Annotated in this window: 23 protein-coding genes and 2 tRNA genes; 10 read left to right on the forward strand and 15 right to left on the reverse strand. The window is 63.6% G+C overall.

Annotated elements, in window-relative coordinates; all coding sequences use genetic code 11:
* The first annotated feature begins 142 nt into the window (after nucleotides 1–142).
* From CLU92_RS16105 to CLU92_RS16130, 6 genes are all read left to right on the forward strand, one after another.
* Nucleotides 143–219, forward strand: a tRNA-Met gene (locus CLU92_RS16105).
* A 60-nt stretch (nucleotides 220–279) separates the two neighbouring features.
* A tRNA-Met gene (locus tag CLU92_RS16110) sits at nucleotides 280–356 on the forward strand.
* Nucleotides 357–539: 183 nt separating this feature from the next.
* Entirely contained in the window at nucleotides 540–1,067 is a 528-nt protein-coding gene (locus tag CLU92_RS16115; RefSeq protein ID WP_101482714.1) for a sigma-70 family RNA polymerase sigma factor, read from the forward strand.
* Nucleotides 1,064–2,068: a FecR domain-containing protein gene (locus tag CLU92_RS16120; RefSeq protein WP_101484719.1), complete on the forward strand. Its 1,005-nt coding sequence runs from the start codon at nucleotides 1,064–1,066 to the stop codon at nucleotides 2,066–2,068. Before CLU92_RS16115 ends, CLU92_RS16120 begins: the two co-directional genes overlap by 4 nt.
* A gap of 83 nt (nucleotides 2,069–2,151) precedes the next feature.
* A complete protein-coding gene (locus CLU92_RS16125; protein ID WP_101482715.1) occupies nucleotides 2,152–4,629 on the forward strand; it encodes a TonB-dependent receptor in 2,478 nt (825 codons plus the stop codon).
* 115 nt (nucleotides 4,630–4,744) lie between these two features.
* Entirely contained in the window at nucleotides 4,745–6,310 is a 1,566-nt protein-coding gene (locus CLU92_RS16130) for a histidine-type phosphatase (protein WP_257561102.1), read from the forward strand.
* A gap of 64 nt (nucleotides 6,311–6,374) precedes the next feature.
* Here the strand turns inward: CLU92_RS16130 and CLU92_RS16135 are convergent, their stop codons facing one another.
* The 7 genes from CLU92_RS16135 to CLU92_RS16165 all read right to left on the reverse strand — a co-directional run bounded on the left by CLU92_RS16135 (nucleotide 6,375) and on the right by CLU92_RS16165 (nucleotide 13,389).
* On the reverse strand, nucleotides 6,375–7,661 hold the full coding sequence (locus tag CLU92_RS16135; protein WP_101482716.1) for an MFS transporter: 1,287 nt from the start codon (nucleotides 7,659–7,661) through the stop codon (nucleotides 6,375–6,377).
* Between the two features lie 506 nt (nucleotides 7,662–8,167).
* Nucleotides 8,168–8,491, reverse strand: a complete 324-nt coding sequence (locus tag CLU92_RS16140; protein WP_101482717.1) for a thioredoxin family protein — start codon at nucleotides 8,489–8,491, stop codon at nucleotides 8,168–8,170.
* Nucleotides 8,492–8,571: 80 nt separating this feature from the next.
* Complete coding sequence (locus CLU92_RS16145) at nucleotides 8,572–9,267, reverse strand: fumarylacetoacetate hydrolase family protein (RefSeq protein ID WP_101482718.1); 696 nt, start codon at nucleotides 9,265–9,267, stop codon at nucleotides 8,572–8,574.
* A 77-nt stretch (nucleotides 9,268–9,344) separates the two neighbouring features.
* Nucleotides 9,345–10,640: an MFS family transporter gene (locus CLU92_RS16150; RefSeq protein ID WP_101484721.1), complete on the reverse strand. Its 1,296-nt coding sequence runs from the start codon at nucleotides 10,638–10,640 to the stop codon at nucleotides 9,345–9,347.
* A 153-nt stretch (nucleotides 10,641–10,793) separates the two neighbouring features.
* The gene (gene pcaF / locus CLU92_RS16155) at nucleotides 10,794–11,996 is read right to left on the reverse strand and encodes a 3-oxoadipyl-CoA thiolase (protein WP_101482719.1); all 1,203 of its coding nucleotides are present in this window, start codon (nucleotides 11,994–11,996) and stop codon (nucleotides 10,794–10,796) included.
* Nucleotides 11,997–12,037: 41 nt separating this feature from the next.
* Entirely contained in the window at nucleotides 12,038–12,679 is a 642-nt protein-coding gene (locus CLU92_RS16160; RefSeq protein ID WP_101482720.1) for a 3-oxoacid CoA-transferase subunit B, read from the reverse strand.
* Between the two features lie 11 nt (nucleotides 12,680–12,690).
* A complete protein-coding gene (locus tag CLU92_RS16165; RefSeq protein ID WP_101482721.1) occupies nucleotides 12,691–13,389 on the reverse strand; it encodes a 3-oxoacid CoA-transferase subunit A in 699 nt (232 codons plus the stop codon).
* A gap of 165 nt (nucleotides 13,390–13,554) precedes the next feature.
* Here CLU92_RS16165 and CLU92_RS16170 point away from each other — a divergent pair, with 165 nt between their 5' ends.
* Nucleotides 13,555–14,382 carry an IclR family transcriptional regulator C-terminal domain-containing protein gene (locus tag CLU92_RS16170; RefSeq protein ID WP_101482722.1) on the forward strand — a complete coding sequence of 276 codons (828 nt, stop codon included), beginning with the start codon at nucleotides 13,555–13,557 and terminating at the stop codon, nucleotides 14,380–14,382.
* Here CLU92_RS16170 and CLU92_RS16175 read toward each other — a convergent pair whose 3' ends face one another.
* The 4 genes from CLU92_RS16175 to CLU92_RS16190 are packed head-to-tail and all read right to left on the reverse strand — an operon-like array spanning nucleotide 14,383 to nucleotide 16,511.
* Nucleotides 14,383–15,240, reverse strand: coding sequence for a ChaN family lipoprotein (locus CLU92_RS16175; RefSeq protein ID WP_101482723.1), 858 nt, complete (start codon nucleotides 15,238–15,240; stop codon nucleotides 14,383–14,385).
* 43 nt (nucleotides 15,241–15,283) lie between these two features.
* Nucleotides 15,284–15,715, reverse strand: a complete 432-nt coding sequence (locus CLU92_RS16180; protein WP_101482724.1) for a YeeE/YedE family protein — start codon at nucleotides 15,713–15,715, stop codon at nucleotides 15,284–15,286.
* A gap of 8 nt (nucleotides 15,716–15,723) precedes the next feature.
* Nucleotides 15,724–16,149, reverse strand: a complete 426-nt coding sequence (locus tag CLU92_RS16185) for a YeeE/YedE family protein (RefSeq protein ID WP_101482725.1) — start codon at nucleotides 16,147–16,149, stop codon at nucleotides 15,724–15,726.
* 8 nt (nucleotides 16,150–16,157) lie between these two features.
* Nucleotides 16,158–16,511, reverse strand: a complete 354-nt coding sequence (locus CLU92_RS16190; RefSeq protein ID WP_070310209.1) for a helix-turn-helix transcriptional regulator — start codon at nucleotides 16,509–16,511, stop codon at nucleotides 16,158–16,160.
* A gap of 332 nt (nucleotides 16,512–16,843) precedes the next feature.
* Here CLU92_RS16190 and CLU92_RS16195 point away from each other — a divergent pair, with 332 nt between their 5' ends.
* Nucleotides 16,844–17,263, forward strand: coding sequence for a hypothetical protein (locus tag CLU92_RS16195; protein WP_133989321.1), 420 nt, complete (start codon nucleotides 16,844–16,846; stop codon nucleotides 17,261–17,263).
* Nucleotides 17,264–17,345: 82 nt separating this feature from the next.
* On the opposite strand, the gene CLU92_RS16200 is transcribed toward CLU92_RS16195, so the two are convergent.
* From CLU92_RS16200 to CLU92_RS16215, 4 genes are read right to left on the reverse strand one after another with little or no spacing between them, the layout of a single operon-like run.
* On the reverse strand, nucleotides 17,346–17,525 hold the full coding sequence (locus CLU92_RS16200; RefSeq protein ID WP_101482727.1) for a hypothetical protein: 180 nt from the start codon (nucleotides 17,523–17,525) through the stop codon (nucleotides 17,346–17,348).
* The gene (locus tag CLU92_RS16205) at nucleotides 17,522–17,923 is read right to left on the reverse strand and encodes a DUF3224 domain-containing protein (protein ID WP_101482728.1); all 402 of its coding nucleotides are present in this window, start codon (nucleotides 17,921–17,923) and stop codon (nucleotides 17,522–17,524) included. The genes CLU92_RS16200 and CLU92_RS16205 overlap by 4 nt, the downstream gene beginning before the upstream one ends.
* 2 nt (nucleotides 17,924–17,925) lie before the next feature.
* Nucleotides 17,926–18,510, reverse strand: coding sequence for a DUF1697 domain-containing protein (locus CLU92_RS16210; protein WP_101482729.1), 585 nt, complete (start codon nucleotides 18,508–18,510; stop codon nucleotides 17,926–17,928).
* A 15-nt stretch (nucleotides 18,511–18,525) separates the two neighbouring features.
* A complete protein-coding gene (locus CLU92_RS16215; protein WP_101482730.1) occupies nucleotides 18,526–20,088 on the reverse strand; it encodes a sensor histidine kinase in 1,563 nt (520 codons plus the stop codon).
* A 204-nt stretch (nucleotides 20,089–20,292) separates the two neighbouring features.
* Between CLU92_RS16215 and CLU92_RS16220 the strand changes: the two genes are divergently transcribed.
* Nucleotides 20,293–20,631 carry a hypothetical protein gene (locus CLU92_RS16220; protein ID WP_243857937.1) on the forward strand — a complete coding sequence of 113 codons (339 nt, stop codon included), beginning with the start codon at nucleotides 20,293–20,295 and terminating at the stop codon, nucleotides 20,629–20,631.
* On the forward strand, nucleotides 20,628–21,473 hold the full coding sequence (locus CLU92_RS16225) for an HDOD domain-containing protein (RefSeq protein WP_101482732.1): 846 nt from the start codon (nucleotides 20,628–20,630) through the stop codon (nucleotides 21,471–21,473). The genes CLU92_RS16220 and CLU92_RS16225 overlap by 4 nt, the downstream gene beginning before the upstream one ends.
* Nucleotides 21,474–21,487 lie beyond the last annotated feature (14 nt).

Here is a 21,487-nt window from a genome sequence, read left to right on the forward strand (position 1 = left end):
TTAGACCCGGCCTCGTCCATGCTGGCGCAAATCCAGCCCTTGCTGAAATAATCACAGCGCCAAGCCGCCACGAAAAATCCACAGATTTTTCATGGCCGGCATTGACAAGGAAATGGGAAGACTGGATAATGCTCGGCTGTTGGGTGATATAGCTCAGTTGGTTAGAGCACAGCATTCATAATGCTGGGGTCGGTGGTTCAAGTCCACCTATCACCACCAAAGAACAAGGATCATGGTTCGCCATGGCCACAACGAGCATCCGGTCTGACCGGTCTGTTTGGTGATATAGCTCAGTTGGTTAGAGCACAGCATTCATAATGCTGGGGTCGGTGGTTCAAGTCCACCTATCACCACCAAGAATTTGCAGTCTCGATAAACCCGCCCCTGCCTCGCGCAGCGGCGGGTTTTTTCATTGCTGGGCAGCCTCGCGTGCGGCCTGTAAGCAACACCCGCCTCATCCGCAAGCATTGGGGATTGTGGCAAGCCGCCACTGGCGCTTACAATGAGAATAATTCTCATTCATAATCTTTCGCAACCTTATGTCCATCGCCCAGCCCAGCCTGCAACAGCAAGTGCAGTCGCTCTACAGCGAGCATCACGGCTGGCTGCTCGGCTGGCTGCGCAAAAAACTCAGTTGCCCGCATGGCGCAGCCGACGTGGCGCAAGACACGTTCGTGCGCATCATCGCCTCGCGCGACGCCCTCTTCGGCATGCGCGAGCCGCGCGCCTATCTCTCCACAACGGCGAAGCGATTGCTGCTCGACCGCGCGCGCCGCCAGATACTCGAGCGCAGCTACCTGGCGGAACTGGCCCTGCTGGCCGACAGCCTGCCCGGCGCGCCCTCGCCGGACGAGATCCTGATGGCCGTGCAGGCGCTTGAGCAGATCGCCACGGCGCTGACCGGAGTATCGGCCAAGGCACGCGACGCCTTTTTGCTGCACTACCTGGAAGAACAGCCGCAGGCCGCTGTCGCGGCGCAACTGAACGTCTCCACGCGCATGGTGCAAAAATACCTGGTGCAAGCCTTGCTGGCGTGCCGCCACGCCTGCCCGGCCATGGCGGCATGAATAGCCCCCGCACCGATGTGGCAGCCGAGCAGGCCGCGAACTGGATCGTGCGCCTGAGCGCCGACGACGCGGCCGAGCGCGACATGGCGCAGGCCGGCTTCGCCGCATGGAAGGCAGCCGACCCGCTGCACGCGACAGTGGCCGCCGGCATGGAAAACCTGCTGCGTCAATTGAACGCCGTGCGCGAGCCGGCCGGCGGCGACCATAGGCCCGCGCGCGCCGCCCTGGCCGCCATCGCCCAAAAGCGTCCCCGCCAGCGTCTGCGCCAGCTGGCCGCGGCCAGCGCCGTGGCCGTGCTGGTGCTGACAGGTGCGCTGGTCACCAGTGAGCGCCCCGCCTACCTGCTGGCCGACCTGCGCAGCCCCACGGGACAATGGCAGACGCACACCCTGGCCGATGGCAGCCGCCTCACACTGGGCAGCGACAGCGCCGTCAACGTGCGTTTCAATGCGGGCGAACGGCATGTGGAGCTGGTGCGTGGCGACATCCTCGTCGATGTGGCCAAGGATGCGCAGCGCCCCTTCATCGTCGATAGCAAGCAGGCGGCGATCCGCGCGCTGGGCACGCGCTTTGCCGTGCGCAGGGAAGACGGCGCCACCATCCTGAGCATGCTGGAGTCCAAAGTCCTGGCGCAGGTTCCGCAACATCCGGCCGTCGTGGTGCAGGCGGGCCAGCGCACGCGCATCACGGAAGATGGCGTGGGCCCGATGCAAGCCATCGATGCGGCCAGCGTGCAGGAGGCGTGGCGCGCGCGCCAGCTGGTGGTCGACGACTTGCCGCTGGCCGAGGTGCTCGACGAGCTGGCCCGCCACCGACCCGGCCAGCTGCATTACGACGGGGCGCAGATAGCGGGTATTCGCGTGGCCGCCGTGCTGCCTCTGGACGACACGGACAAGGCACTGCAACTGCTGATCGACAATTTCCCGCAGCTGCGCATCCGCATGCTGACGCGCTACCTGGTGATGGTCGACGCCCCCGCCAGCGGTCCGGCCAAAAAATAAATCAGAAAATTGTGCGTTCGCGGTTCCAATTTGCGCCTCTCGTGCGTCAAGGCAGCTGAGATCATTCAAAAAAGGCTGTCACCATGTCCGTTCAAGTCCTTGCCGTTTCCCCGAACACCCTGCGCACGCGGCTGCGCCCCCTGGCCCTGGCTGCCATGCTGCTGGCTGGCGCCGGCCTGCAGGCCCAGGCAATCGCCCAGGCCGTGCCGGCAGTCGCCAGCTATGCCATCCCCGCCGGTCCGCTGGCCGGTGCCTTGAACCGCTATGCCCAGCAGGCAGGGGTATCCATCGTCATCGACGCGGCCAAGGTGCAGGGTTTGACCAGCGCAGGCCTGCAAGGCAGCTACGCCATCGAGGACGGTTTCGCCGTGCTGCTGCGCGGCAGCGGATACGCCATCGGCAAGACGCCCACCGGCTATGTGCTGGTGGCCGCGCCGGCGTCCGCACCCACGGCGGCGGCAAGTACCGCCTCGGCGGCCGAGCGCACCATGCCCTCGATTACCATCGTTGGCCAGGCCGAACAAGGCGCCACCACGGAAGGCAGCGGCTCCTACACGGCGCGCAGAATCACCCTCGGCAAGGGCGAGCAATCGATGAAGGACATGCCGCAATCGGTCAGCGTGCTGACACGCCAGCGCCTGGACGACCAAGGCATCACGGACTTGCGCGAGGCCGTCAACAACGTCACCGGCGTGGTGGGTGTGCATGGCGTGGGCCCGGGCGTGGTGATCACGGCGCGCGGCTTCCAGATCGACCAGTGGCAGTACGACGGCGTGCCGATCGACCGCAACACCTATGCGCTGGGTAACTGGGGCCAGGAAAACATGGTGATCTACGACCGCCTGGAAGTGCTGCGCGGCGCATCGAGCATGCTCGTTGGCACGGGCAGTCCGGGCGGCTCCGTCAACCTGGTACGCAAGCGTCCGACCGCCGCGCGCAGTGTCAGCATGACGGCGCGCGCCGGCTCGTGGGACCACTATGGCGCCCAGCTCGACGTCAGCAGCCCCTTGAACGCGGATGGCAGCCTGCGCGGACGCGCCATCGTCGATGAAGACGACACCCATTCCTTCATCGACCGGGTGTGGAGCAAGAACCGCACCCTGTACGCGGCGCTCGACTATGACCTGGCGCCCGCCACCACCGTGGGCCTGGCCGCCAGCCATGTCAAGGCCCACGGCCGCCCCACGTTCATCGGCCTGCCCCGCTACGCGGACGGTAGCGAACTGCCACTGCCGCGTTCTACCTTCACGGGTGCCGACTGGAACCGCAGCCAGGTGGAGCAAAGCACCGTCTACCTGGACCTGGAACACCACTTCAATACGCAATGGAGCCTGAAAGCCTCCGCGCTGGGCATGAATGAAAGCACCAGCTCCACGCACCAGCGCACGGCCTTCGCCATCAATCCCGACGGCAGCGGCGCGCGCTATGGCGACTTTTCCACCGATTTCGACAACCGCAAGCGCGGCATCGACGCCTTCGTGCGCGGTAAATTCGACGGCCTGGGAATCGCGCAGGAAGTCGTCGTCGGCGCCAGCTATGTCAGCCTCACGTCGAACGACCGCTATGCGCGTGCGTGGGAGCCGGGCGCGGATATCTTCCATATCAACCACCATCGCCCTTGGCAGGACTTTGACACCATCGCCGCGCGCCCAACAGGCGTCACCAGCACCAGCACCTATGACATGCGCCAGAAAGGCCTGTACGGCACCTGGAACGGCCAGCTGACCAGCAATCTGAAAGCCCTGCTTGGCGGGCGCTTCAACTGGTACGACTTCGTGTATGCCACGCCGGACGGCTATCGCGACACCACCAGGGTCGCGGCCAAGTTCACGCCATCAGTGGGCCTGATCTATGCATTGACGCCGCAATGGTCGGCCTACGCCAGCTATGCGGACGTGTTCCAGCCGCAGACGAACCACAATGTGGCTGGCCATACCCTCAAACCCATCACGGGCAGCAGCTACGAGGGCGGCATCAAGGGTGAACTGCTGGACGGCCGGGTCAACACCTCGCTGGCCGTGTTCCGCTACGACCACAAGGACCGCGCCGTCAACGACTACGCTGCCGGTTTCGCCTGCGATGGCTGGTACTGCTCGCGCGCCTCGGGCAAGGTGCGCAGCCAGGGCCTGGAAGCGGAAGTGGCCGGCGAAGTGGCGCGCGGCTTGCAGCTGTCGGCCGGCTACGCCTATACGACGACGACCTATCTCGACGATCCCGATAACAAGGGCGAGATCTTCTCGACCTGGACGCCGAAGCATATGCTGCGCCTGTGGTCCGGCTATACCCTGCCCGGCGAGTGGAGCAAGTTCAGTGTCGGCGCCGGCGTGAACATGCAAAGCCATACGGTCGATACCGAGCGTACCTTCAAGCTTGCCGGCTTCTCGATCTGGAATGCGCGCCTGGCCTGGCAAGCCACGCCGCAGGTGGCCCTGTCGGTCAACGTCAACAACGTCTTCGACAAACGCTACATCATCCCGGCCTACAACACCACCGGGTCGAATAACTACTATGGCGACCCGCGCAACGTGCAGTTCACGCTGAAGTACACACCGAAGTGGTAGGCTGACACCTTGCGGTGACGGAACAGGCGGGCCGGCATTCAGCCGTGCCCGCCTTTTTTTCGTTTTTTTTCGTTCAGTGCTAGGCTTGCATTCAAGAAAACATTCACAAAAAACCATGCCCCTATCGCTTCCCCTGTCCAGCGTGCCGCTGGCCCTGGCCCTGTACGCCAGTCCCGCCCTGGCCTTCGACGGCGACTATCAAACCAAGACGCCGTATGCGCCGCAGCAGGACCCGGCCACGTATGCCGCGCCCCCGGCCGGCTTCCAGCCCATCTACACGCAACTGGTGGCGCGCCACGGTGCGCGCGGGCTGACGGGCATGAAGAGCGACGCGGCCCTGTATGCGATGTGGCAGCAGGCCGCCGCGCAGGACGCGCTCACGCCCCTTGGATGCGAACTGGGCCCCGACATCCTGGCCCTGATGCGGGCGAATGCCTTGCTTGGGTATGGCGTGGCCGGCATCGAACGGCCCGGCTACGGCAATCTGTCGCAGACGGGCATCGAGGAACACCGGCAACTGGCCGTGCGCCTGCTGGCGCGCCTGCCCACCCTGTTTGCGCAAGTGGGGCAAGACGCCGCGACGGCGCCGCGCCAGCTCGTCACCATCCATTCCGGCGTGGACCGCGCGCGCGACAGCGCACGCTTTTTCACGCAGTCGCTGCTCGAGCATGCGCCAGCGCTCGCGCCGCTGATGTATCTGCCGCCGGCACCGGCACCGGCCCCGTATCCGCAGGAACGCACACCGGCCCCACAACCGGATGGCGTGAATCGTTTCCTGCTGTACGCGCACAAGCTGGCGCCGCAGACGGATTTTGTCGCTGATCGCGCCAACCCGTATTTCGCCACCTATGCCGCCAGCCAGGCCTACCAGCGCTACGAAAAGACCAAGCGGCTGGACACCCTGATAGCCCCCCCTGCCAGGCAGCCGGCAGCCGCCAAGCATGCGCGCCAGGTGCTGGAGCGCTTGTTCACGCCCGCCTTCCTCGCGCAGTTTAACGGCGGCGCCACCAGCTATGCGGATACGGGCAGCTACACGTTCACCAGCGCGGACGGCAAACTCAAGCGCACCCTGAAGGGCAGCGGCAAGACGGCCATCCGCAGCGTGAATGCGGCCGCCACGACGCTGTATCAGCTGTACGCCATTGCCGCCGGCATGCGCCACGAGGTGAAGGCCGATTTCAGCCGCTACATGCCGGCCGACGATGCGCGCTATTACGCCTCGGTGGCCGACCACGAGGATTTTTACAAGAAGGGGCCGTCCACCACGGACAGTGCCGGCGTCACCTGGCGCTTCGCCGTGGCGCTGCGCGAGGATTTTTTCAAGGAAGTCGATGCGCTGGCCGCAGGCGACCTGCGCCACGCGGCCAAGCTGCGCTTCACGCATGCCGAGATGATCATCCCGCTGGCTTCGGCCATGGGCTTGCAACAGGCGCTGCCGCCATCGGCCAGCTATGGTTATGACAATCATCCATGGCGCGGCCAGACCGTCTCGCCGCTGGCGGCCAACATGCAATGGGACGTGTACCGCAATGGCGATGGTCAGCTCATCGTGCGCCTGCTGTACAACGAAAAGGAAACGCCCTTCCAGGCATCGTGCGACAGTGCCCGCATCGCGCCGGGCAGCGTCTTCTATGACTACACGGGGCTGAAAGCCTGTTACGGCCACGCGGCGGCGCAATAAAAAAGCCGCCAGCTGGACAGCTGGCGGCTTGTGGGGCACTCACACGGGGAGCGCGTTTACTCGTTTATTGCCAGGCTTCCTTGCCTGCCCTCGGCTTGCCCACCATCAACAGCGCGCCCAGGGTCAGCACGGCTGCCAGCGACAGGTAATAGCCCACGTATTGCAAGCCATGATTGGTGGCCAGCCAGGTGGCGATGTACGGCGCCAGCGAGGCGCCCAGAATGCCCGCCAGGTTGAAGGTCAGCGAGGCGCCCGTGTAACGCACTTCGGGCGGGAACAGCTCGGACAGCATGGTACCCAGCGGTCCGTAGGTCATGCCCATCAGGCCCAGGCCGACAGCCATGAAGAGCGTCACTTCCCACGTCACGCCGGAACCGAACATCGGGGCCAGCACCAGGCCGAAGATGGCGATGGCGACGGAAACCCAGATCATGGTGGCACGGCGGCCGCGGCGGTCGGCCAGCACGGCCGAAAACGGAATCGTCAGGGCAAAGAACAGCACGGCGAACAGCTGCACGATGAGGAATTCCTTGCGCGTGAAGCCCAGCTTGGTCGTACCCCAGCTCAAGGCAAACACCGTCATCAGGTAGAACAGCACGAAGGTGGCCAGGGCGATGATGGTGCCCAGGAACAGCATGCGGCCATGCTGACGGAACACGGTGGCGACGGGCAGTTTGACGACTTCGTTCTTGTCGATGACTTTCTGGAAGTCCGGCGTTTCCGTGATCTTCAGACGCACGTACAGGCCGACAATGACCAGCAGCGCGCTGGCCAGGAAGGGGATGCGCCAGCCATAGCTGAAGAATTGCTCATCGGTCATGGTTTCGCTCAGCAGCAGGAAGATGCCGCCCGACAGGAAGAAGCCGATTGGCGCCCCCAGCTGCGGGAACATGCCGTACCAGGCGCGTTTGCCCGGTGGCGCGTTTTCCGTGGCCAGCAGCACCGCGCCGCCCCACTCGCCGCCCAAACCCAGGCCCTGGCCGAAACGGCACAGCGCCAGCAGCAATGGTGCCAGCGTGCCGATGGCGGCGTAGGTCGGCAGCAAGCCGATGATGACGGTGGAAATGCCCATGGTCAGCAAGGCTGCGACGAGGGTGGCCTTGCGGCCGATGCGGTCGCCGAAATGGCCGAACACGGCCGAACCGATGGGGCGGGCGAAGAAGGCGATGGCGAACGTGGCCAGCGACTGCAGCACGGCGGCCGACGGATCGCCGGCAGGGAAGAATAGTTTCGGGAACACCAGCACGGCGGCGGTGGCGTAGATATAAAAGTCAAAGAACTCGATGGTGGTGCCGATCAGGCTGGCGAACAGCACCGTGCCGGGGGAATTTTTCTTGGGGGGGGTGCTCATTTACTGCGCTCCTTGGGGAGGGTGTCTAAAGGCCATTCTCTGGATGTTTTTTCAGGCAGCAGCACAGCACGTTGTCTAGGCGCGTTGTTGGCATATCATAGCCGTGCGCGCCAGCGTTTGCCGCGCATTTGCTATTAAATTTGCAAACAAAAAACAACGGTTTTTGTTGCCGTAGCGAACTGCCGGCAACGCGCGCTAACGCGCTGTGATCAGTACTGATGTAGAGAAACAACGGTCGTGCGCCATCCGGTTACCCGGGGCACGGCAGGAAAGGCGTCAGGGGATGGGCGACGTGTATCAGGCCCGGCGTATCGCCAGGCATTCCGTACCAGACCCGCGCGTCGGCATCGCGGCATCGGTCATTTGTGGTGAATCCTTGCCTGCGGCCCCTCCGGGTGGAGCAGGCCGGCGATCATCGCGCTGCATCACTAAGGATGCGGTTGATCTTGCTGTAAGCGGCTTATCATACGCGCAGTGGTGCAGTGCGGCAAGATAATGTAAGCCCGTTAGGCCTCGATCAGGGCAAACGCCTTGCCGATCTCCGCGCTGTCGAGCGGGCGTACGAGGCGCACCACTTCCTGGCCGTCCTTGAGAAAGATCAAGGTCGGCCACAGTTTCACCCGGAATGAACGCCCCAGCGCGCGGCCGGACCCGTCTTCCACGCGCAGGTGCAGCACCTCGGGGTGTTGCGCAAATGCGGCGGCCAGCGGCGCCTGGGTGGCGCGGCAGTGGCCGCACCAGCCCGTGCCAAATTCCAGCAGGGCCGGCCCCGCCAAGGCGTCGATCTCGGCACGCGTGGGTTGCGCTACAGAATAAGTGTCGCTCAGCATGGTAACTCCTTGAGTCAAAATAAAAGCCCGCAAGGCGATTGTGCGCCATGCGGGCTTGCTGTGCTGTGCGCCAGGGCGCTTTACACGATCTTGACGCGCAGTTCGCCCAGGCCGTCGATGGCGCCCACCAGCGCGTCGCCGCGCTGCACGGCCGCCACGCCGGCCGGCGTGCCCGTGTAGATCAGGTCGCCTGGCTGCAGGGTGAAGTAGGTCGACAGGTCGGCGATGGTTTCGGCCACGTTCCAGATCAGCATGTCGATGCTGCTGCCTTGACGCAGTTCACCATTCACGTGCAGGGTGATGGCGGCATGGCTGACGTCGCCCGCCTGCGCGGCCGGGGTGATGGAACCGATGGGTGCGGAGTGCTCGAACGCCTTGCCCGTCTCCCAAGGACGGCCCTGCTTTTTCGCTGCGCCCTGCACATCGCGGCGCGTCATGTCCAGGCCTATCGCATAACCCCATACATGGCTCAGTGCATCGGCCACGCCGATATCGCTGCCGCCCTTGCCGATGGCCACCACCAGTTCCATCTCGTGCTGGAAATCCTGCGTTTGCGCCGGGTACGGCAGCTCGCCCGTCGTGCCCGCTGGCACGGGCAGCACGGCGTCGTTTGGTTTCATGAAGAAAAACGGCGCCTCGCGGCCCGTGTGGCCCATTTCCTTGGCGTGGTCGACATAGTTGCGGCCCACGCAATAGATGCGGTGGACAGGGAAAGTATCGACGCTGCCGGTGACGGGAACGCTGGGCTGGATGGCTGCGGGAATAACATACGGCATGAGGACTCCTGATCGGCACGATAAAAAGGCGGTGATGAAAAAGGGGACACCGCAGTGTCCCCCATTTTACGGCAACGTTACTTCAGCAGGCCCGAGCGGCTCGGGTCAGGCATGCGGATGGCAACGATGAAGGAAATCAGGCACATGATGGTCACGTACCAATAGAAATACTCTTCCACGTGCCAGGCCTTGAACTGCAGCGCCACGTATTCGGCCGAACCGCCGAACATGGCGTTGGCAACGGCATACGAGAGGCCCACGCCCAGCGCGCGCACTTCGACGGGGAACATTTCCGCCTTGATCAAGCCGCTGATCGACGTGTAGAAACTGATGATGGCCAGGGCGATGATGATCAGGCCGAACGCCGCGTACGGGCTGCTGATGTCTTTCAAGGCATGCATGATGGGCAACACGCACAGGGTGGCCAGGCCGCCGAAGAACAGCATCGAGGTGCGGCGGCCGATGCGATCGGACAGGGCGCCGAACACCGGTTGCAGAATCATGTACACCAGTAAGGCGCAGGTCATGACGGCGCTGGCCGTCTTGGTATCCATGCCGGCCGTGTTGACCAGGTATTTCTGCATGTAGGTGGTAAATGTGTAGAACACCAGCGAGCCGCCGGCCGTAAAGCCCAGCACGGTGATGAAGGCGCGCTTGTGCTTGAGCAAGCCGCGCAGGCTGCCCGCGTCTTTATCCTTGCGCTCGCTGGCGGTGGTCGTTTCCGTCAGGGATTTACGCAAGTTCAGCGACACCAGGGCCGCCAGGGCGCCGAAGACGAACGGGATGCGCCAGCCCCAGGCACGCAATTCTTCCAGGGTCAGCAATTGCTGCAAGACCACCAGCACCAGCAGCGCCAGCAGCTGCCCGCCGATCAGGGTCACGTACTGGAACGAGGCGAAGAAGCCGCGCTTGCCCGACTCCGACACTTCACTCATGTAAGTGGCGCTGGTACCGTATTCGCCGCCCACGGACAGGCCCTGGAACAAACGCGCCACGAGCAGCAGGAACGGGGCGAAGGCGCCGATGGTGTCATAGGTCGGCATGACGGCGATCATCAGCGAGCCGCCGCACATCATCAGCACGGAAATCATCATCGACTGGCGCCGGCCGTATTTGTCGGCGATGCGGCCGAACAGCCAGCCGCCCACGGGACGCATGAGGAAGCCGGCGGCAAAGATGCCGGCCGTCTGCAGCAGCTGCGTGGTGGGGTTACCGGAAGGGAAGAAGGCGTGCGAGAAATACAGCGCGCAGAACGAGTAAATGTAGAAGTCGAACCATTCGACCAGGTTACCGGAGGAAGCGCCAATGATGGCCTTGATGCGCTGCTGGGAAGTCAGCTGCGCAACGTCATGCGGAGTATCGTGGGATGTCATATCAATCTTCTTGTTCGTGTAAAAAAGCCAACGCCAGCCTGGTTGCCCGGGCTGGTTTTGCATCATACGCCCTTGATCAGGGTCAAAAAGGTGCCCGGCATACGCGTTAATACGTACTGCCGGCAAATTTTTTCGCCTGCGGACGCACAGGATCTAGACGCGTTCCAGCACCAGCGCAATCCCCTGTCCTACGCCGATGCACATGGTGCAAAGCGCATAGCGTCCACCCGTGCGGTGTAGCTGGTTGACGGCCGTCATCGCCAGGCGCGCACCGGACGCGCCCAGCGGATGGCCCAGGGCAATGGCGCCGCCGTTCGGGTTGACGCGCGGGTCGTCGTCGCGCAAGCCCAACTGGCGCAGCACGGCCAGGCCCTGCGCGGCAAACGCTTCGTTCAGTTCGATGACGTCGAAGTCGGCCAGGCTCAAGCCCGTCATGGCCAGCACTTTCAGGGTGGCGGGCGCGGGGCCGATGCCCATGATGCGCGGCGCCACGCCGGCCGTCGCCATGGCCACGACGCGCGCGCGCGGCGTCAGGCCAAAGCGGGCCGCGTTCGCCTCGTCGGCCAGCAGCAGCGCCGCCGCGCCATCGTTGACGCCGGACGCGTTGCCGGCAGTAATCGTGCCGTCGGCGCGCACGACGGGTTTCAATTTGGCCAGGGTGTCCAGGGTGGTGGCGCGCGGATGCTCGTCGCGGGCGACAACGATGGGATCGCCCTTCTTTTGCGCGATGCTGACGGGGCAGATTTCGCTGTCGAACACGCCCGCCTGCTGCGCCGCCAGCGCTTTCACCTGGCTGGCCAGGGCGAACGCATCCTGGTCAGCGCGGCTGATGCAAAACTCGACGGCCACGTTTTCCGCCGTTTCCGGCATCGAATCGACGCCATACTGGGCCTTCATCAAGGGGTTGATGAAGCGCCAGCCGATGGTCGTGTCTTCCATTTTCATGCCGCGCGAAAAAGCGCTGTCCGCCTTGCCCATGACAAACGGTGCGCGGCTCATGCTTTCCACGCCGCCGGCGATCAGCAAGCCCGCTTCGCCGCTCTTGATGAAGCGTGCCGCGCTGCCGATGGCGTCCAGGCCCGAACCGCACAAACGGTTCAGGGTGGCGCCCGGCACGCTGTCGGGCAAGCCGGCCAGCAAGGCGGCCATGCGCGCCACGTTGCGGTTGTCCTCGCCAGCCTGGTTGGCGCAGCCGTACAGCACGTCGGTGACGGCCGTCCAGTCCACGTTCGGGTTGCGCGCCATCAAGGCACGGATGGGCACGGCGCCCAGGTCGTCGGCGCGCACGCCGGCGAGTCCACCGCCATAGCGGCCGAATGGGGTGCGCTGCGCGTCGCAGATATAAGCGTGGGTCATGTTCTTTCCTCCAAGAAAGGGTATCGAGTGTAGATGGTGAATTAGCGGGCGTCCCTCAGCGGCACGGCCGTCAAGGCTTGCAGCTGCGCAAAGCTCAAGCCATCGACCAGCTCGACGACGGCGGCGCCGGCGTGGGACAGGTCAATCACGGCCAGGTCGCTGTAGATGCGGCTGACGCAGGCTATGCCCGTCAGCGGATACGAGCACGCCTGCACCAGCTTGCTTTCACCCGTCTTGGTCAGCAAATCCATCATGACCCAGGTCTTTTTCGCGCCGATGGCCAGGTCCATGGCCCCGCCCACGGCGGGAATGGCATCTCGGTCACCCGTGTGCCAGTTGGCCAGGTCGCCCGTGGCAGAGACTTGAAAAGCGCCCAGTACGCAGATGTCCAGGTGGCCACCGCGCATCATGGCGAAGCTGTCGGCATGGTGGAAATAACTGCCGCCCGCCAGCAGGGTGACAGGCTGTTTGCCCGCGTTGATCAGGTCATAGTCTTCCTCTCCAGGCGCGGGTGCCGGGCCCATGCCGATCACGCCGTTTTCGCTGTGCAGGATGATGTCCGCGCCAGCCGGCAAGTGATTCGCCACCAGCGTCGGCAAGCCGATGCCCAGGTTCACCACGGCACCCTCATGGATGTCGGCCGCCACGCGGGCCGCCATGTGATCTCGATTCCATTTATTCATTGTGATATTCCTCAGGCAGCTTTGAAGCCGGCAGGGCCGGTGGCCGTGCGCGGCACTTGCACGATGCGCTGCACGAACAGGCCCGGCGTGATGACGTGCTCGGGATCGATGCTGCCCAGTTCGGCAACCTCGTGCACGGAGGCAATGCTCACTTTCGCGGCCATGGCCATGACGGGGCCGAAGTTGCGCGCCGTCTTGCGGTAGGTCAGATTGCCCCAGCGGTCGCCCTGCTCCGCCTTGATCAGCGCGAAATCGGCGTGGATGGGCGACTCGAATACATACATGCGCCCGTCGATCTCGCGCGTTTCCTTGCCCTTGGCCAGATCCGTGCCATAGCCCGTGGGGGTGAAGAAGCCGCCAATGCCGGCGCCGGCGGCGCGGATACGCTCGGCAAGGTTGCCCTGGGGCACCAGTTCCAGTTCCAGCTTGCCCGCGCGGTACAGCGCGTCAAAGACGTGGGAATCGGCCTGGCGGGGGAAGGAGCAGATGATCTTGCGCACCTGCCCGTTTTTCAGCAGGGCGGCCAGGCCCGTATCGCCATTGCCCGCGTTGTTGTTGACGATGACGAGGTCGCGGGCGCCCTGGGCGATCAAGCCGTCGATCAGCTCGGCCGGTTGGCCCGCGCCGCCGAAGCCGCCAATCATGACGGTGGCGCCATCGTGGATATCGGCCAGCGCCTCAAGGACGCTGGAACGCAGTTTGTCGATCATTGCTGTCTCCTACAAATCAAACACACCATCAATTTGTTCGTATAACGAACAAATATTCGTATTTAGAACTTATTCGTGAGAATATGCCTGATCGGTGCGCTTGTCAATTTGCCGTTTTCACCAGCGCCATGGCTATAATTGCCACCTTGACCCATTGGAATTGCCATGACCGCACGCAGCAGCACGCCCGTTTCCGCCGAAGAACTCCCCGATGCCGACGGCGCGCCGCGTCCCGGCGACAGCTATGTGCAATCGTTTGCGCGGGGCCTGGCCGTGCTGCGCAGCTTTGGCGCCGACGCGCCGCGACAAACCCTGAGCGAAGTGGCGGAGCGGGCGCAGCTGACGCGCGCGGGCGCGCGGCGCATCCTGCACACCTTGCTGCATCTCGGTTATGTGGAAGCGGATGGACGGCTGTTCCGCCTGACGCCCAAGGTGCTCGACCTCGGCTACGCCTATCTGTCGTCCTTGCCCGTCTGGACAAAGGCGCAGCCGCTGCTGGAAGAGCTGATGCACACCGTGCGCCAGTCGTGCTCGGCCACCGTGCTCGACGGCGACGACATCGTCTATGTCGTGCGCCTGTCCGCGCACCGCACCATGTCGATCAACCTGGGCATCGGCAGCCGATTACCCGCGTACTGCACCTCGATGGGCAGAGTGTTGCTGTCGGGCTTGCCGCCCGAGATGTTGCGCGAACGGCTGTCGACAATGGCGCTGCTGAAGATCACGCCGGCGACCAAGGTCGATATCGACGTCCTGATGGAGGAAATTGCGCAAGTGCGGCGCCAGGGCTGGTGCCTGGTGCAGGAAGAACTGGAGCAGGGCTTGATCGCCCTGGCCGCGCCCGTGTTCGACCGGGCCGGCAAGGTGGTGGCGGCGATCAACGTCAGCGGCCAGACGGCGGGGCCGTCCGTAGCGCATCTGCTGGAACACAGCTTGCCGAAACTGCTCGATACGGCAAGCCGGGTCAGCGCCCTGGTGCGGGTGCAGCAGTGATTATTTTTTAAACTTCGCGCACGGGTCCGGGCGCGGTTGCGCCGGCATCGTTTGCGTCAGGTCGAACGTGCCCTTGTAGCCGCTGCCGCCCTGCTCCAGGTAGCCGATGCTGCGCATGTTCAGTTGCGGGTCGGCCAGCTTCAGCCAGCGGGGCACGCCGATGTCCTTGCGCACATGCTCATTGCCGGCGATCAGCACCACGTCGCGCGGCGCCTGGTCGCGGATCAGCTTGGCCATCCAGATATCGCGCGCCACCTGGGCGTTGACGACACCTTTGATCATCATGTCGGGCAGCATATTGCAGCGGGCCGCCTGGACTTCCTTCTGTTGCCCTTCCAGAATATCGGCCGGTACGGGCGCGGCCAGGTAAGTGGCGACCATGGCCGGCGGCATGGCCCATTGGATGCCGTCGCGCACGATGCGCGAGGCATCGGCCGGCGACAAATTGCCTGCGACCAGGGTCAGCTGGTAGCTGATGACGAGGTCCAGCACGGGCCGGTACAAGGCCCAGTCCCAGCGCGGCTGTTCCATCACGCGGATGATGCAATCGGGGTCGGCGCAATCGCGCGCGGCGCGCGTCAGCAAGGCCTGGTTTTCGCGGTCGAACTGTTCCATGACAATCACGGGACGCCAGCCAGCCGCCAGGCGGCGCTGCAACTCTGCGACGCGCAAGCGCTGGCCTTGTGCATTGTCATGCACTTCCCCCAGCAGCAACACTTGTGGATTAGGCAAGGTGTCAGCCACGGGCGCGGGAGCGGGCGGCGCTTCCTTCTTCAGCAAGCTGCCGCAGGCGGCCAATGCCAGCACGCTGCACAGTAGGGCGGCGCGCGTGCCGGCGCGGAAAATCACGGTCTTCATGTAAGCGGGTATCCAAAGTGGCGATGCGCCAGATTGTACCGTCTCAGGCCGGCGCGGGTAGCTTGCGGCGCTCCAGCACCTCAAACAGGGCCATGCCGGCCAGCATGGCGGCGACAAAAATCCAGGCCTTCGGCTGGCCCGCCAGCAGGGAGACGAGGGCGGGGCCGGGACAAAAACCGGCGATACCCCAGCCCGCGCCAAAGGCCAGGCTGCCCAGCAGCAAGCGCCGGTCGATGCGCCGCGACGCCGGCAATTGCATGGGCTCGCCCAGCAGCGCCGTGCTGCGCCGGCGCGCCAGCCAGAAGGCGGGCATGGCCACGCCGATGGCGCCGCCCATCACCAGCGCCAGCGATGGATCCCAGGCGCCGGCCAGGTCGAGGAAACCGAGCACCTTGGCCGGGTTGCCCATGCCGGAAACGATCAGGCCCAGTCCAAAGACTAGGCCGCTCAACAGGGAAAGGATCAGCTTGCTCATAAGCTTGCTCACAGATGGCGCAACAGATAGACGGTGAGGAAACCGGCCGCCATGAAGGCACAAGTGGCTGCCAGCGAACGGGGTGACAGGCGCGACAGACCGCACACGCCGTGGCCGCTGGTACAGCCGGCGCCATAGCGCACACCCACGCCCACCAGCAAGCCCGCCACGATCAGCCCCGTCGTGCCCGCCTCGATCTGCACGGGCGGCAAGGCTTGCCACAGCGAATACAGTACGGGCGTGCCGATCAGACCGGCAAGAAAAGCGATACGCCAGCCCAGGTCGCCACTGCGCGGGCGCAGCAAGCCGCCGAGGATGCCGCTGATGCCGGCGATGCGGCCGTTAAACAGGATCAATAGCGCAGCCGCCAGGCCGATCAGCATGCCGCCCGCCAGCGACGCCCACGGCGTAAAGTTCTGCCAAGCAATATTCATGACGAGCCTCAGTCTGCTTCGTCGTTGAACGGGGGGCGCGGCGCGCAAAATTGCGCATACAGCACTTGCAGCACGGCCAGCACGGGTGCGCTGGCAACGCGGTAATAAATCTGTTTGCCGTCGCGCCGCGTGGCCACCAGCATCTCTTCGCGCAGCACGCCCAGTTGCTGCGACAGGGTCGGCTGGCCTATGCCCACTTTTTGCTCGAGGTCGCTGACGCAATGCTCGCCCTGAGATAGCTGGCACAGCAGCATCAGGCGATCGGCATTGCCCATGGCCTTGAGCAGCGAGCTGGCCTTATAGGCCGAGCCACGCATGGCATCGAGGTTGTACTCGGCGTGTTGTGTTGCGACTGTCTCCATCTTGCCCTCCCACAGGCGGTCATGTTGTGCATCATGCGATAAACAATATACTAATCAATATATTGTTTTTCTGCTGGCGATTCGCACAAAAAAACAACAGTGTTTTTTCAGCGATAGCGTGCTCATGCAAAGTGTGAGGCAACGATAGTTTTCGCGCTATCAAAATGATAAATATTCGTAATTTAAAGCAAATATACGTAGCAAAATTGCCACGATTTGTGATGTAATAATATCTCGTCAGAAAAATCGTGATACGCCCCCGTACAGGCGCATTGTCCGTCCAAGCGCATGCCGGTTTCGGCCGCGCCGCACGGTGAACCAGGGAGTCAAAGATGAAGATACTTCAGTCGCTATGCATGACCATGCTGACGCTGTCGGCCAGTGCAGGGAATGCGGTGGCAATCGGAGCTGACACGCCAGGCAACCCGCACACAGTAAACGCCCAGGTCGTGAGCGACGACAGTTTCGGCTTCAATAACACTGCGGACAATCCCGGCTGGGAAACACCGGACTTGCCGTATGCGCGCCTGCTGGCGCAGAGCACGACGCTCAATGCGCCCCCGCGCTGGCGCAGCGCCGGTGCGCGCCAGGGCGCACTGCCGCCGCCCACCGCCACCAACACCCCTGCCGTACAACACGCGAACGTGCCGCCGCCCGTACCCGAAGCGAGCATGGTCTCGATGTTACTGGTGGGACTGGGTTTACTGGCCTTCAGCATACACGGTGAAAAACAGGAAAAATTCGATGGCTGACCCATTCCGGCGGCCAATACCGCTGCCATAAAAAAATTCCGCCTTGTGCGGAATTTTTTTTGGCTGCTTCACCTGCAACATCTCACTTGTTGAGCAAGCGGCAAACTCTTTCGATATTGCCCACAGGAATACCAGACTTCAGGGCGCGCGCGATGCAGCCCGCCTTGTCAGGTCCCGAGGCAGACATGAGCACGAAGGCCGTGCCCACGGCGCTGACGGCGACCAGCAGGATCAGCACGCCCTTGACGATATCCCAGTTCATGGCGCCTCAGCAATGTCATACGTGAAATCATAATAATGCTTGCCATCTTCGATGCGGATGGCCAGGCTGCCCGACAGCCCTTGCAACTGGCCAGTGCCCGTGTCGGGTACCACGCTGACGGACAAGCTGGGCGTGCCACGCGCCATGCTGCCACTGTGCTGCAGGTAAAAACTGCCGTGACGCCCGTTCAGGGTGCCTTCCAGCCGTTCCAGCGCCACATAGCCGGCTGAACCTGCCACGGCGGCGCGTACGCTGAGCATCTCGCCCTGCGCGCTGGCCTCGAGGGCGCCGTAGTAGCGCTTGGCTAACGACAAGCGTCCCAGCCCCGACTGCGCAGCAGTGTCCGAGAGGGTTTCCGGGGTGATGGTGACGTCGAACGCACCTGAAATGGTAGGCATCATTACTCCTTGGAAAATGACGATGTGGCGGTCGGATCGGGCCCGTTCAGCAGCGCAAGCAATTTTTGCATGGTGGCCCAGTTGCGCGAGGTGACGCCATCGCCCAACACGACACCCAGTGCCGCCACCACCTTGCTGGCCAGCACGCCCTCGGGGCACCAGGCATACGCGGCCCATCGCCCCAGCGCCAGCGCTTCCGGCTGCCACGGCCGCTGCAAGAGCGGCGCCAGGCGCTGGACATCGGCCGGATTGTTCAGCACCAAGGTCAGCAAGCGGGCCGCATCGGCCGCGGGCGCCAGGGTATTTTGTTCGATCAGTTCGGCAAACTGGGTGGCCGACAGCACCGTCACCCTGGCCGCCACGCCCAGTTTCAGGACCAGCGCTTCCTCGATGCGGGCGGCGGCCTCGGCCGGCGCCACCGCCCCCCCGTCATATACGGCGTTGCCGCTGTTGAGTACCGTGCGTACCTGCGTAAAACCCAGGTCGCCCAGCAACTTGCGCAGGTCGGCCATGGCCACGCGCTTGGCGCGGCCCACATTGATCCCGCGCAGGAGCGCCACTTGCTGAGTGTTTTCTAGCTGTGCCATGTCTCTTCTCCTTGCCTACGCAGGGCTGCTGCTTTCCGGCAACGGCGTCACCATGGGCAGGCGCAGCAGGAATGTCGCGCCCTGTCCCAGCGTGCTGCTGACGGTGATGGTGCCGCCAAACTGCTTGGCAATCAAGTTGAATACGATATTCAAGCCCAGGCCCGTACCGCCCTGTCCCCGCCGCGTAGTGACAAACGGGTCAAACACACGGTCGAGCATGTCGGGCGCAATGCCGCGGCCGTTATCGCGCACCTGCATGGAGATCCACTCGCCGTCGCGACGCACGTCAATATGGATGTTGCCGGCCGTGTCCGCGTCGAACGCGTGCTCGACACAGTTCAAGACCAGGTTCGTCAGCACCTGCGCCAGCGCACCCGGATAGCTGTCGAGTATGATGTCAGCCGGGCAATCAATATCGATGCTGATGCGCGTCTTTTTCAAGGTCGGCTGCAGGCTCGAGATCACTTCACCAATATAGTCGCGCAATTCGAACAAACGGCGCGCCTCGCTGACCTGGTCGACGGCAATCTGCTTGAAGCTGTGGATCAGGTGCGCGGCGCGATAGGCATTGTTCATGATCAGCCGCGCGCTCTCGCCGGCCGTTTCCAGGTAGCGCACGATATCGGTTTTCTTCACGCTGCCGCCGGCCACCGCTGCGCTGAGGTGATCGGTGGCTTCCTTCAGCACCGAGGCGCTGGTCAGCGCGATGCCGACCGGGGTGTTGATTTCATGCGCCACGCCAGCCACCAGGCTGCCCAGCGAAGCCAGGCGTTCCGACTGCAGCAACGATTCCTGCGCGCGGCGCAGCTCGTCCATCGCCTGCGCCGTTTCCTGCTGCGAGCGGCGCGCCATGTCTTCCGCCTCGCGGCTGCCCTCGATGATGGACTTGAGCTTGCGCTGCACGGCATTGAAGCCGCGGATCACGTCACCCAGTTCATCGCGCCGGTTTTCCGGCAGCTCTTCGACCTCGTCGCTGCCGCGCGTGGCCAGGTCGAACAAGCCGTCGCGCAACTGCTTCAAGGGCCCGAAGACGATGCGCAGGCTCAGCGCCAGGGCGCCCACCAGGATGATGTCAAGCAGCAACACTTCCAGGACCTTGCGCCGCACTTCGCCGCGCAGGGCCGCATCGATCTGCGCGCGGCTGAAATTGACGATGACCTTGCCGACGATTACCGGTTTACCGCCCGTGGCCGCCGCCACGGCATCGCGGAACACCAGCGGCGCCTCAACGGGCGTGCCGCCCATGGCCACATCGGAGGTCAAAGGCACCAGAGTGCCGGCCGCGTCGCGTACTTCGCCCGCGAACAGGCCCACGGAGGCGTCGTAGACACGGATGCCGACCAGTTCCGGCGGCAGCATTTCAGCCGCGACAATACTGTCGACCTTGGATTTATCGAGATCCCACAGGGCCGAAGGCAAGCTCGTCTGCAAGCGCGTGAGCACGCCGCTGCGCAAGCGCGCGCTGCCCGATTCGAGTTCCTGACTCAGTGTATATTGGGTGTAGCTGCCAGAAATGCCGAGCACCAAGGTGACGATCACGACAAAAAGCAGGGTCAGCCGGACTTGGATACTCACCATCGATCAACACTCCCCGGGCCAGGCCTGCCGCCGGCCCGCGGCGCGGGCGCAGATACGTCAACGGACTTCAGCCTGAATCAAATGTACGGTATGACCTGCTTATTGGCAAGATTTACAGCATCCCCGTTTTAACAGGGCTTTGATACAGCTTGAGACATTGCGTCATGGCAATGGTAATATCCCGCAATCATCTAAGGAGTCGTCATGGCGGTCTTGCATCAACATCTACCCCTTGAACAAGTGCGTCCTGGCATGGTCTTGTCGGATGTCTTGCTCGACGCGCATGGACAAGTGCTGTTGCCACAAGGGGCGGTACTGACGGAAAACATGCTGTCCCTGATGCCGCGCCACGGCATCGACATGCTGCCGATTCAGGCGCCGCCGCCCTCGCCGGAAGAAGTCGCAGCACAGCAAGCGCTCCACAGCGCGCGGCTAGCCCATCTGTTCCGCAAGCATGATCCGGACGATCCCGAGGACGTGGCCACCGCATTGCTGCGCAGCTATGTCACGCAATACCGCCTGGGCACGGGAGGCGCGGCATGAGCAAGCAGCTGACACTCGACGATATCGTCGCCCACCTCGATGACCTGCCTTCGCTGCCCGCCGTCGTCATGGAGTTACTCAACAGCATAGACCAGGAAGACGTCGATATTTCCGTGCTGGCGAAAAAAGTCTCATACGATCAGGCGCTGACGGCGAAAACCTTGCGCCTGGCCAATTCCTCGCAATATGGCTTGCAGGTGAAGGCCACCACCATTCAGCAGGCGATCACTTACCTGGGCTTCCAGACCACACGCAGCCTGATCACGTCGGCCGCCATCACGGGCTGCTTCCCGGAAGGTCGCTGCCCCGGCTTCGACGACAAGGCCTTCTGGCGCCATTCGGTAGCGACTGCCGCTTGCGCCAAGGCGCTGGCGCGGCAGATCCGCTTCAACCAGGATTACGCCTTCACGGCCGGCTTGCTGCATAACATCGGTCGCCTGGTGCTGGTCAGCAGCTTTCCCGCACAATACGCGCAAGTCATCGTGCACCAGGCGGCGCACGATTGCAGCCTGCTTGAAGCGGAGCAGGCCGTGCTGGGCGTAGACCACGTGCAAGCAGGCGTGGCACTGGCCGAGCACTGGAATTTTTCCGACACCATGCGCCTGGCGCTGGCCAACTACCTGCAGCCGGAAACGCCGGGGGCAGGCTTCCTGGCAGCGCTGATCCACGTGGCCAATGCCATCGTCTGCGCACTCGACCTGGCGCAGGCGGGCGACGACATGGTGCCGCGGGTCTCGACGGTGGCCTGGGATGCGCTGGGCCTGGGCGAAGAAACCTATCTGCAGCTATTCCGCGAAACGGAGTTGCGCTACGACGAAATCACCTCGGCACTGCTGAGCTAAACGCCGCACCAAAT

Source organism: Janthinobacterium sp. 61, assembly GCF_002846335.1.
GTDB lineage: Bacteria > Pseudomonadota > Gammaproteobacteria > Burkholderiales > Burkholderiaceae_D > Janthinobacterium.

Coding starts and splice junctions, on each gene's coding strand:
- CLU92_RS16225 (WP_101482732.1), top strand. CDS start 20,628: ATGAGCAAGCAGCTGACACTCGACGATATCGTCGCCCACCTCGATGAC.
- CLU92_RS16160 (WP_101482720.1), bottom strand. CDS start 12,679: ATGAATAAATGGAATCGAGATCACATGGCGGCCCGCGTGGCGGCCGAC.
- CLU92_RS16185 (WP_101482725.1), bottom strand. CDS start 16,149: ATGAATATTGCTTGGCAGAACTTTACGCCGTGGGCGTCGCTGGCGGGC.
- CLU92_RS16130 (WP_257561102.1), top strand. CDS start 4,745: ATGCCCCTATCGCTTCCCCTGTCCAGCGTGCCGCTGGCCCTGGCCCTG.
- CLU92_RS16115 (WP_101482714.1), top strand. CDS start 540: ATGTCCATCGCCCAGCCCAGCCTGCAACAGCAAGTGCAGTCGCTCTAC.
- CLU92_RS16175 (WP_101482723.1), bottom strand. CDS start 15,240: ATGAAGACCGTGATTTTCCGCGCCGGCACGCGCGCCGCCCTACTGTGC.
- CLU92_RS16165 (WP_101482721.1), bottom strand. CDS start 13,389: ATGATCGACAAACTGCGTTCCAGCGTCCTTGAGGCGCTGGCCGATATC.
- CLU92_RS16195 (WP_133989321.1), top strand. CDS start 16,844: ATGAAGATACTTCAGTCGCTATGCATGACCATGCTGACGCTGTCGGCC.
- CLU92_RS16170 (WP_101482722.1), top strand. CDS start 13,555: ATGACCGCACGCAGCAGCACGCCCGTTTCCGCCGAAGAACTCCCCGAT.
- CLU92_RS16140 (WP_101482717.1), bottom strand. CDS start 8,491: ATGCTGAGCGACACTTATTCTGTAGCGCAACCCACGCGTGCCGAGATC.
- CLU92_RS16145 (WP_101482718.1), bottom strand. CDS start 9,267: ATGCCGTATGTTATTCCCGCAGCCATCCAGCCCAGCGTTCCCGTCACC.
- CLU92_RS16120 (WP_101484719.1), top strand. CDS start 1,064: ATGAATAGCCCCCGCACCGATGTGGCAGCCGAGCAGGCCGCGAACTGG.
- CLU92_RS16125 (WP_101482715.1), top strand. CDS start 2,152: ATGTCCGTTCAAGTCCTTGCCGTTTCCCCGAACACCCTGCGCACGCGG.
- CLU92_RS16200 (WP_101482727.1), bottom strand. CDS start 17,525: ATGAACTGGGATATCGTCAAGGGCGTGCTGATCCTGCTGGTCGCCGTC.
- CLU92_RS16220 (WP_243857937.1), top strand. CDS start 20,293: ATGGCGGTCTTGCATCAACATCTACCCCTTGAACAAGTGCGTCCTGGC.
- pcaF (WP_101482719.1), bottom strand. CDS start 11,996: ATGACCCACGCTTATATCTGCGACGCGCAGCGCACCCCATTCGGCCGC.
- CLU92_RS16210 (WP_101482729.1), bottom strand. CDS start 18,510: ATGGCACAGCTAGAAAACACTCAGCAAGTGGCGCTCCTGCGCGGGATC.
- CLU92_RS16190 (WP_070310209.1), bottom strand. CDS start 16,511: ATGGAGACAGTCGCAACACAACACGCCGAGTACAACCTCGATGCCATG.
- CLU92_RS16135 (WP_101482716.1), bottom strand. CDS start 7,661: ATGAGCACCCCCCCCAAGAAAAATTCCCCCGGCACGGTGCTGTTCGCC.
- CLU92_RS16150 (WP_101484721.1), bottom strand. CDS start 10,640: ATGACATCCCACGATACTCCGCATGACGTTGCGCAGCTGACTTCCCAG.
- CLU92_RS16205 (WP_101482728.1), bottom strand. CDS start 17,923: ATGCCTACCATTTCAGGTGCGTTCGACGTCACCATCACCCCGGAAACC.
- CLU92_RS16180 (WP_101482724.1), bottom strand. CDS start 15,715: ATGAGCAAGCTGATCCTTTCCCTGTTGAGCGGCCTAGTCTTTGGACTG.
- CLU92_RS16215 (WP_101482730.1), bottom strand. CDS start 20,088: ATGGTGAGTATCCAAGTCCGGCTGACCCTGCTTTTTGTCGTGATCGTC.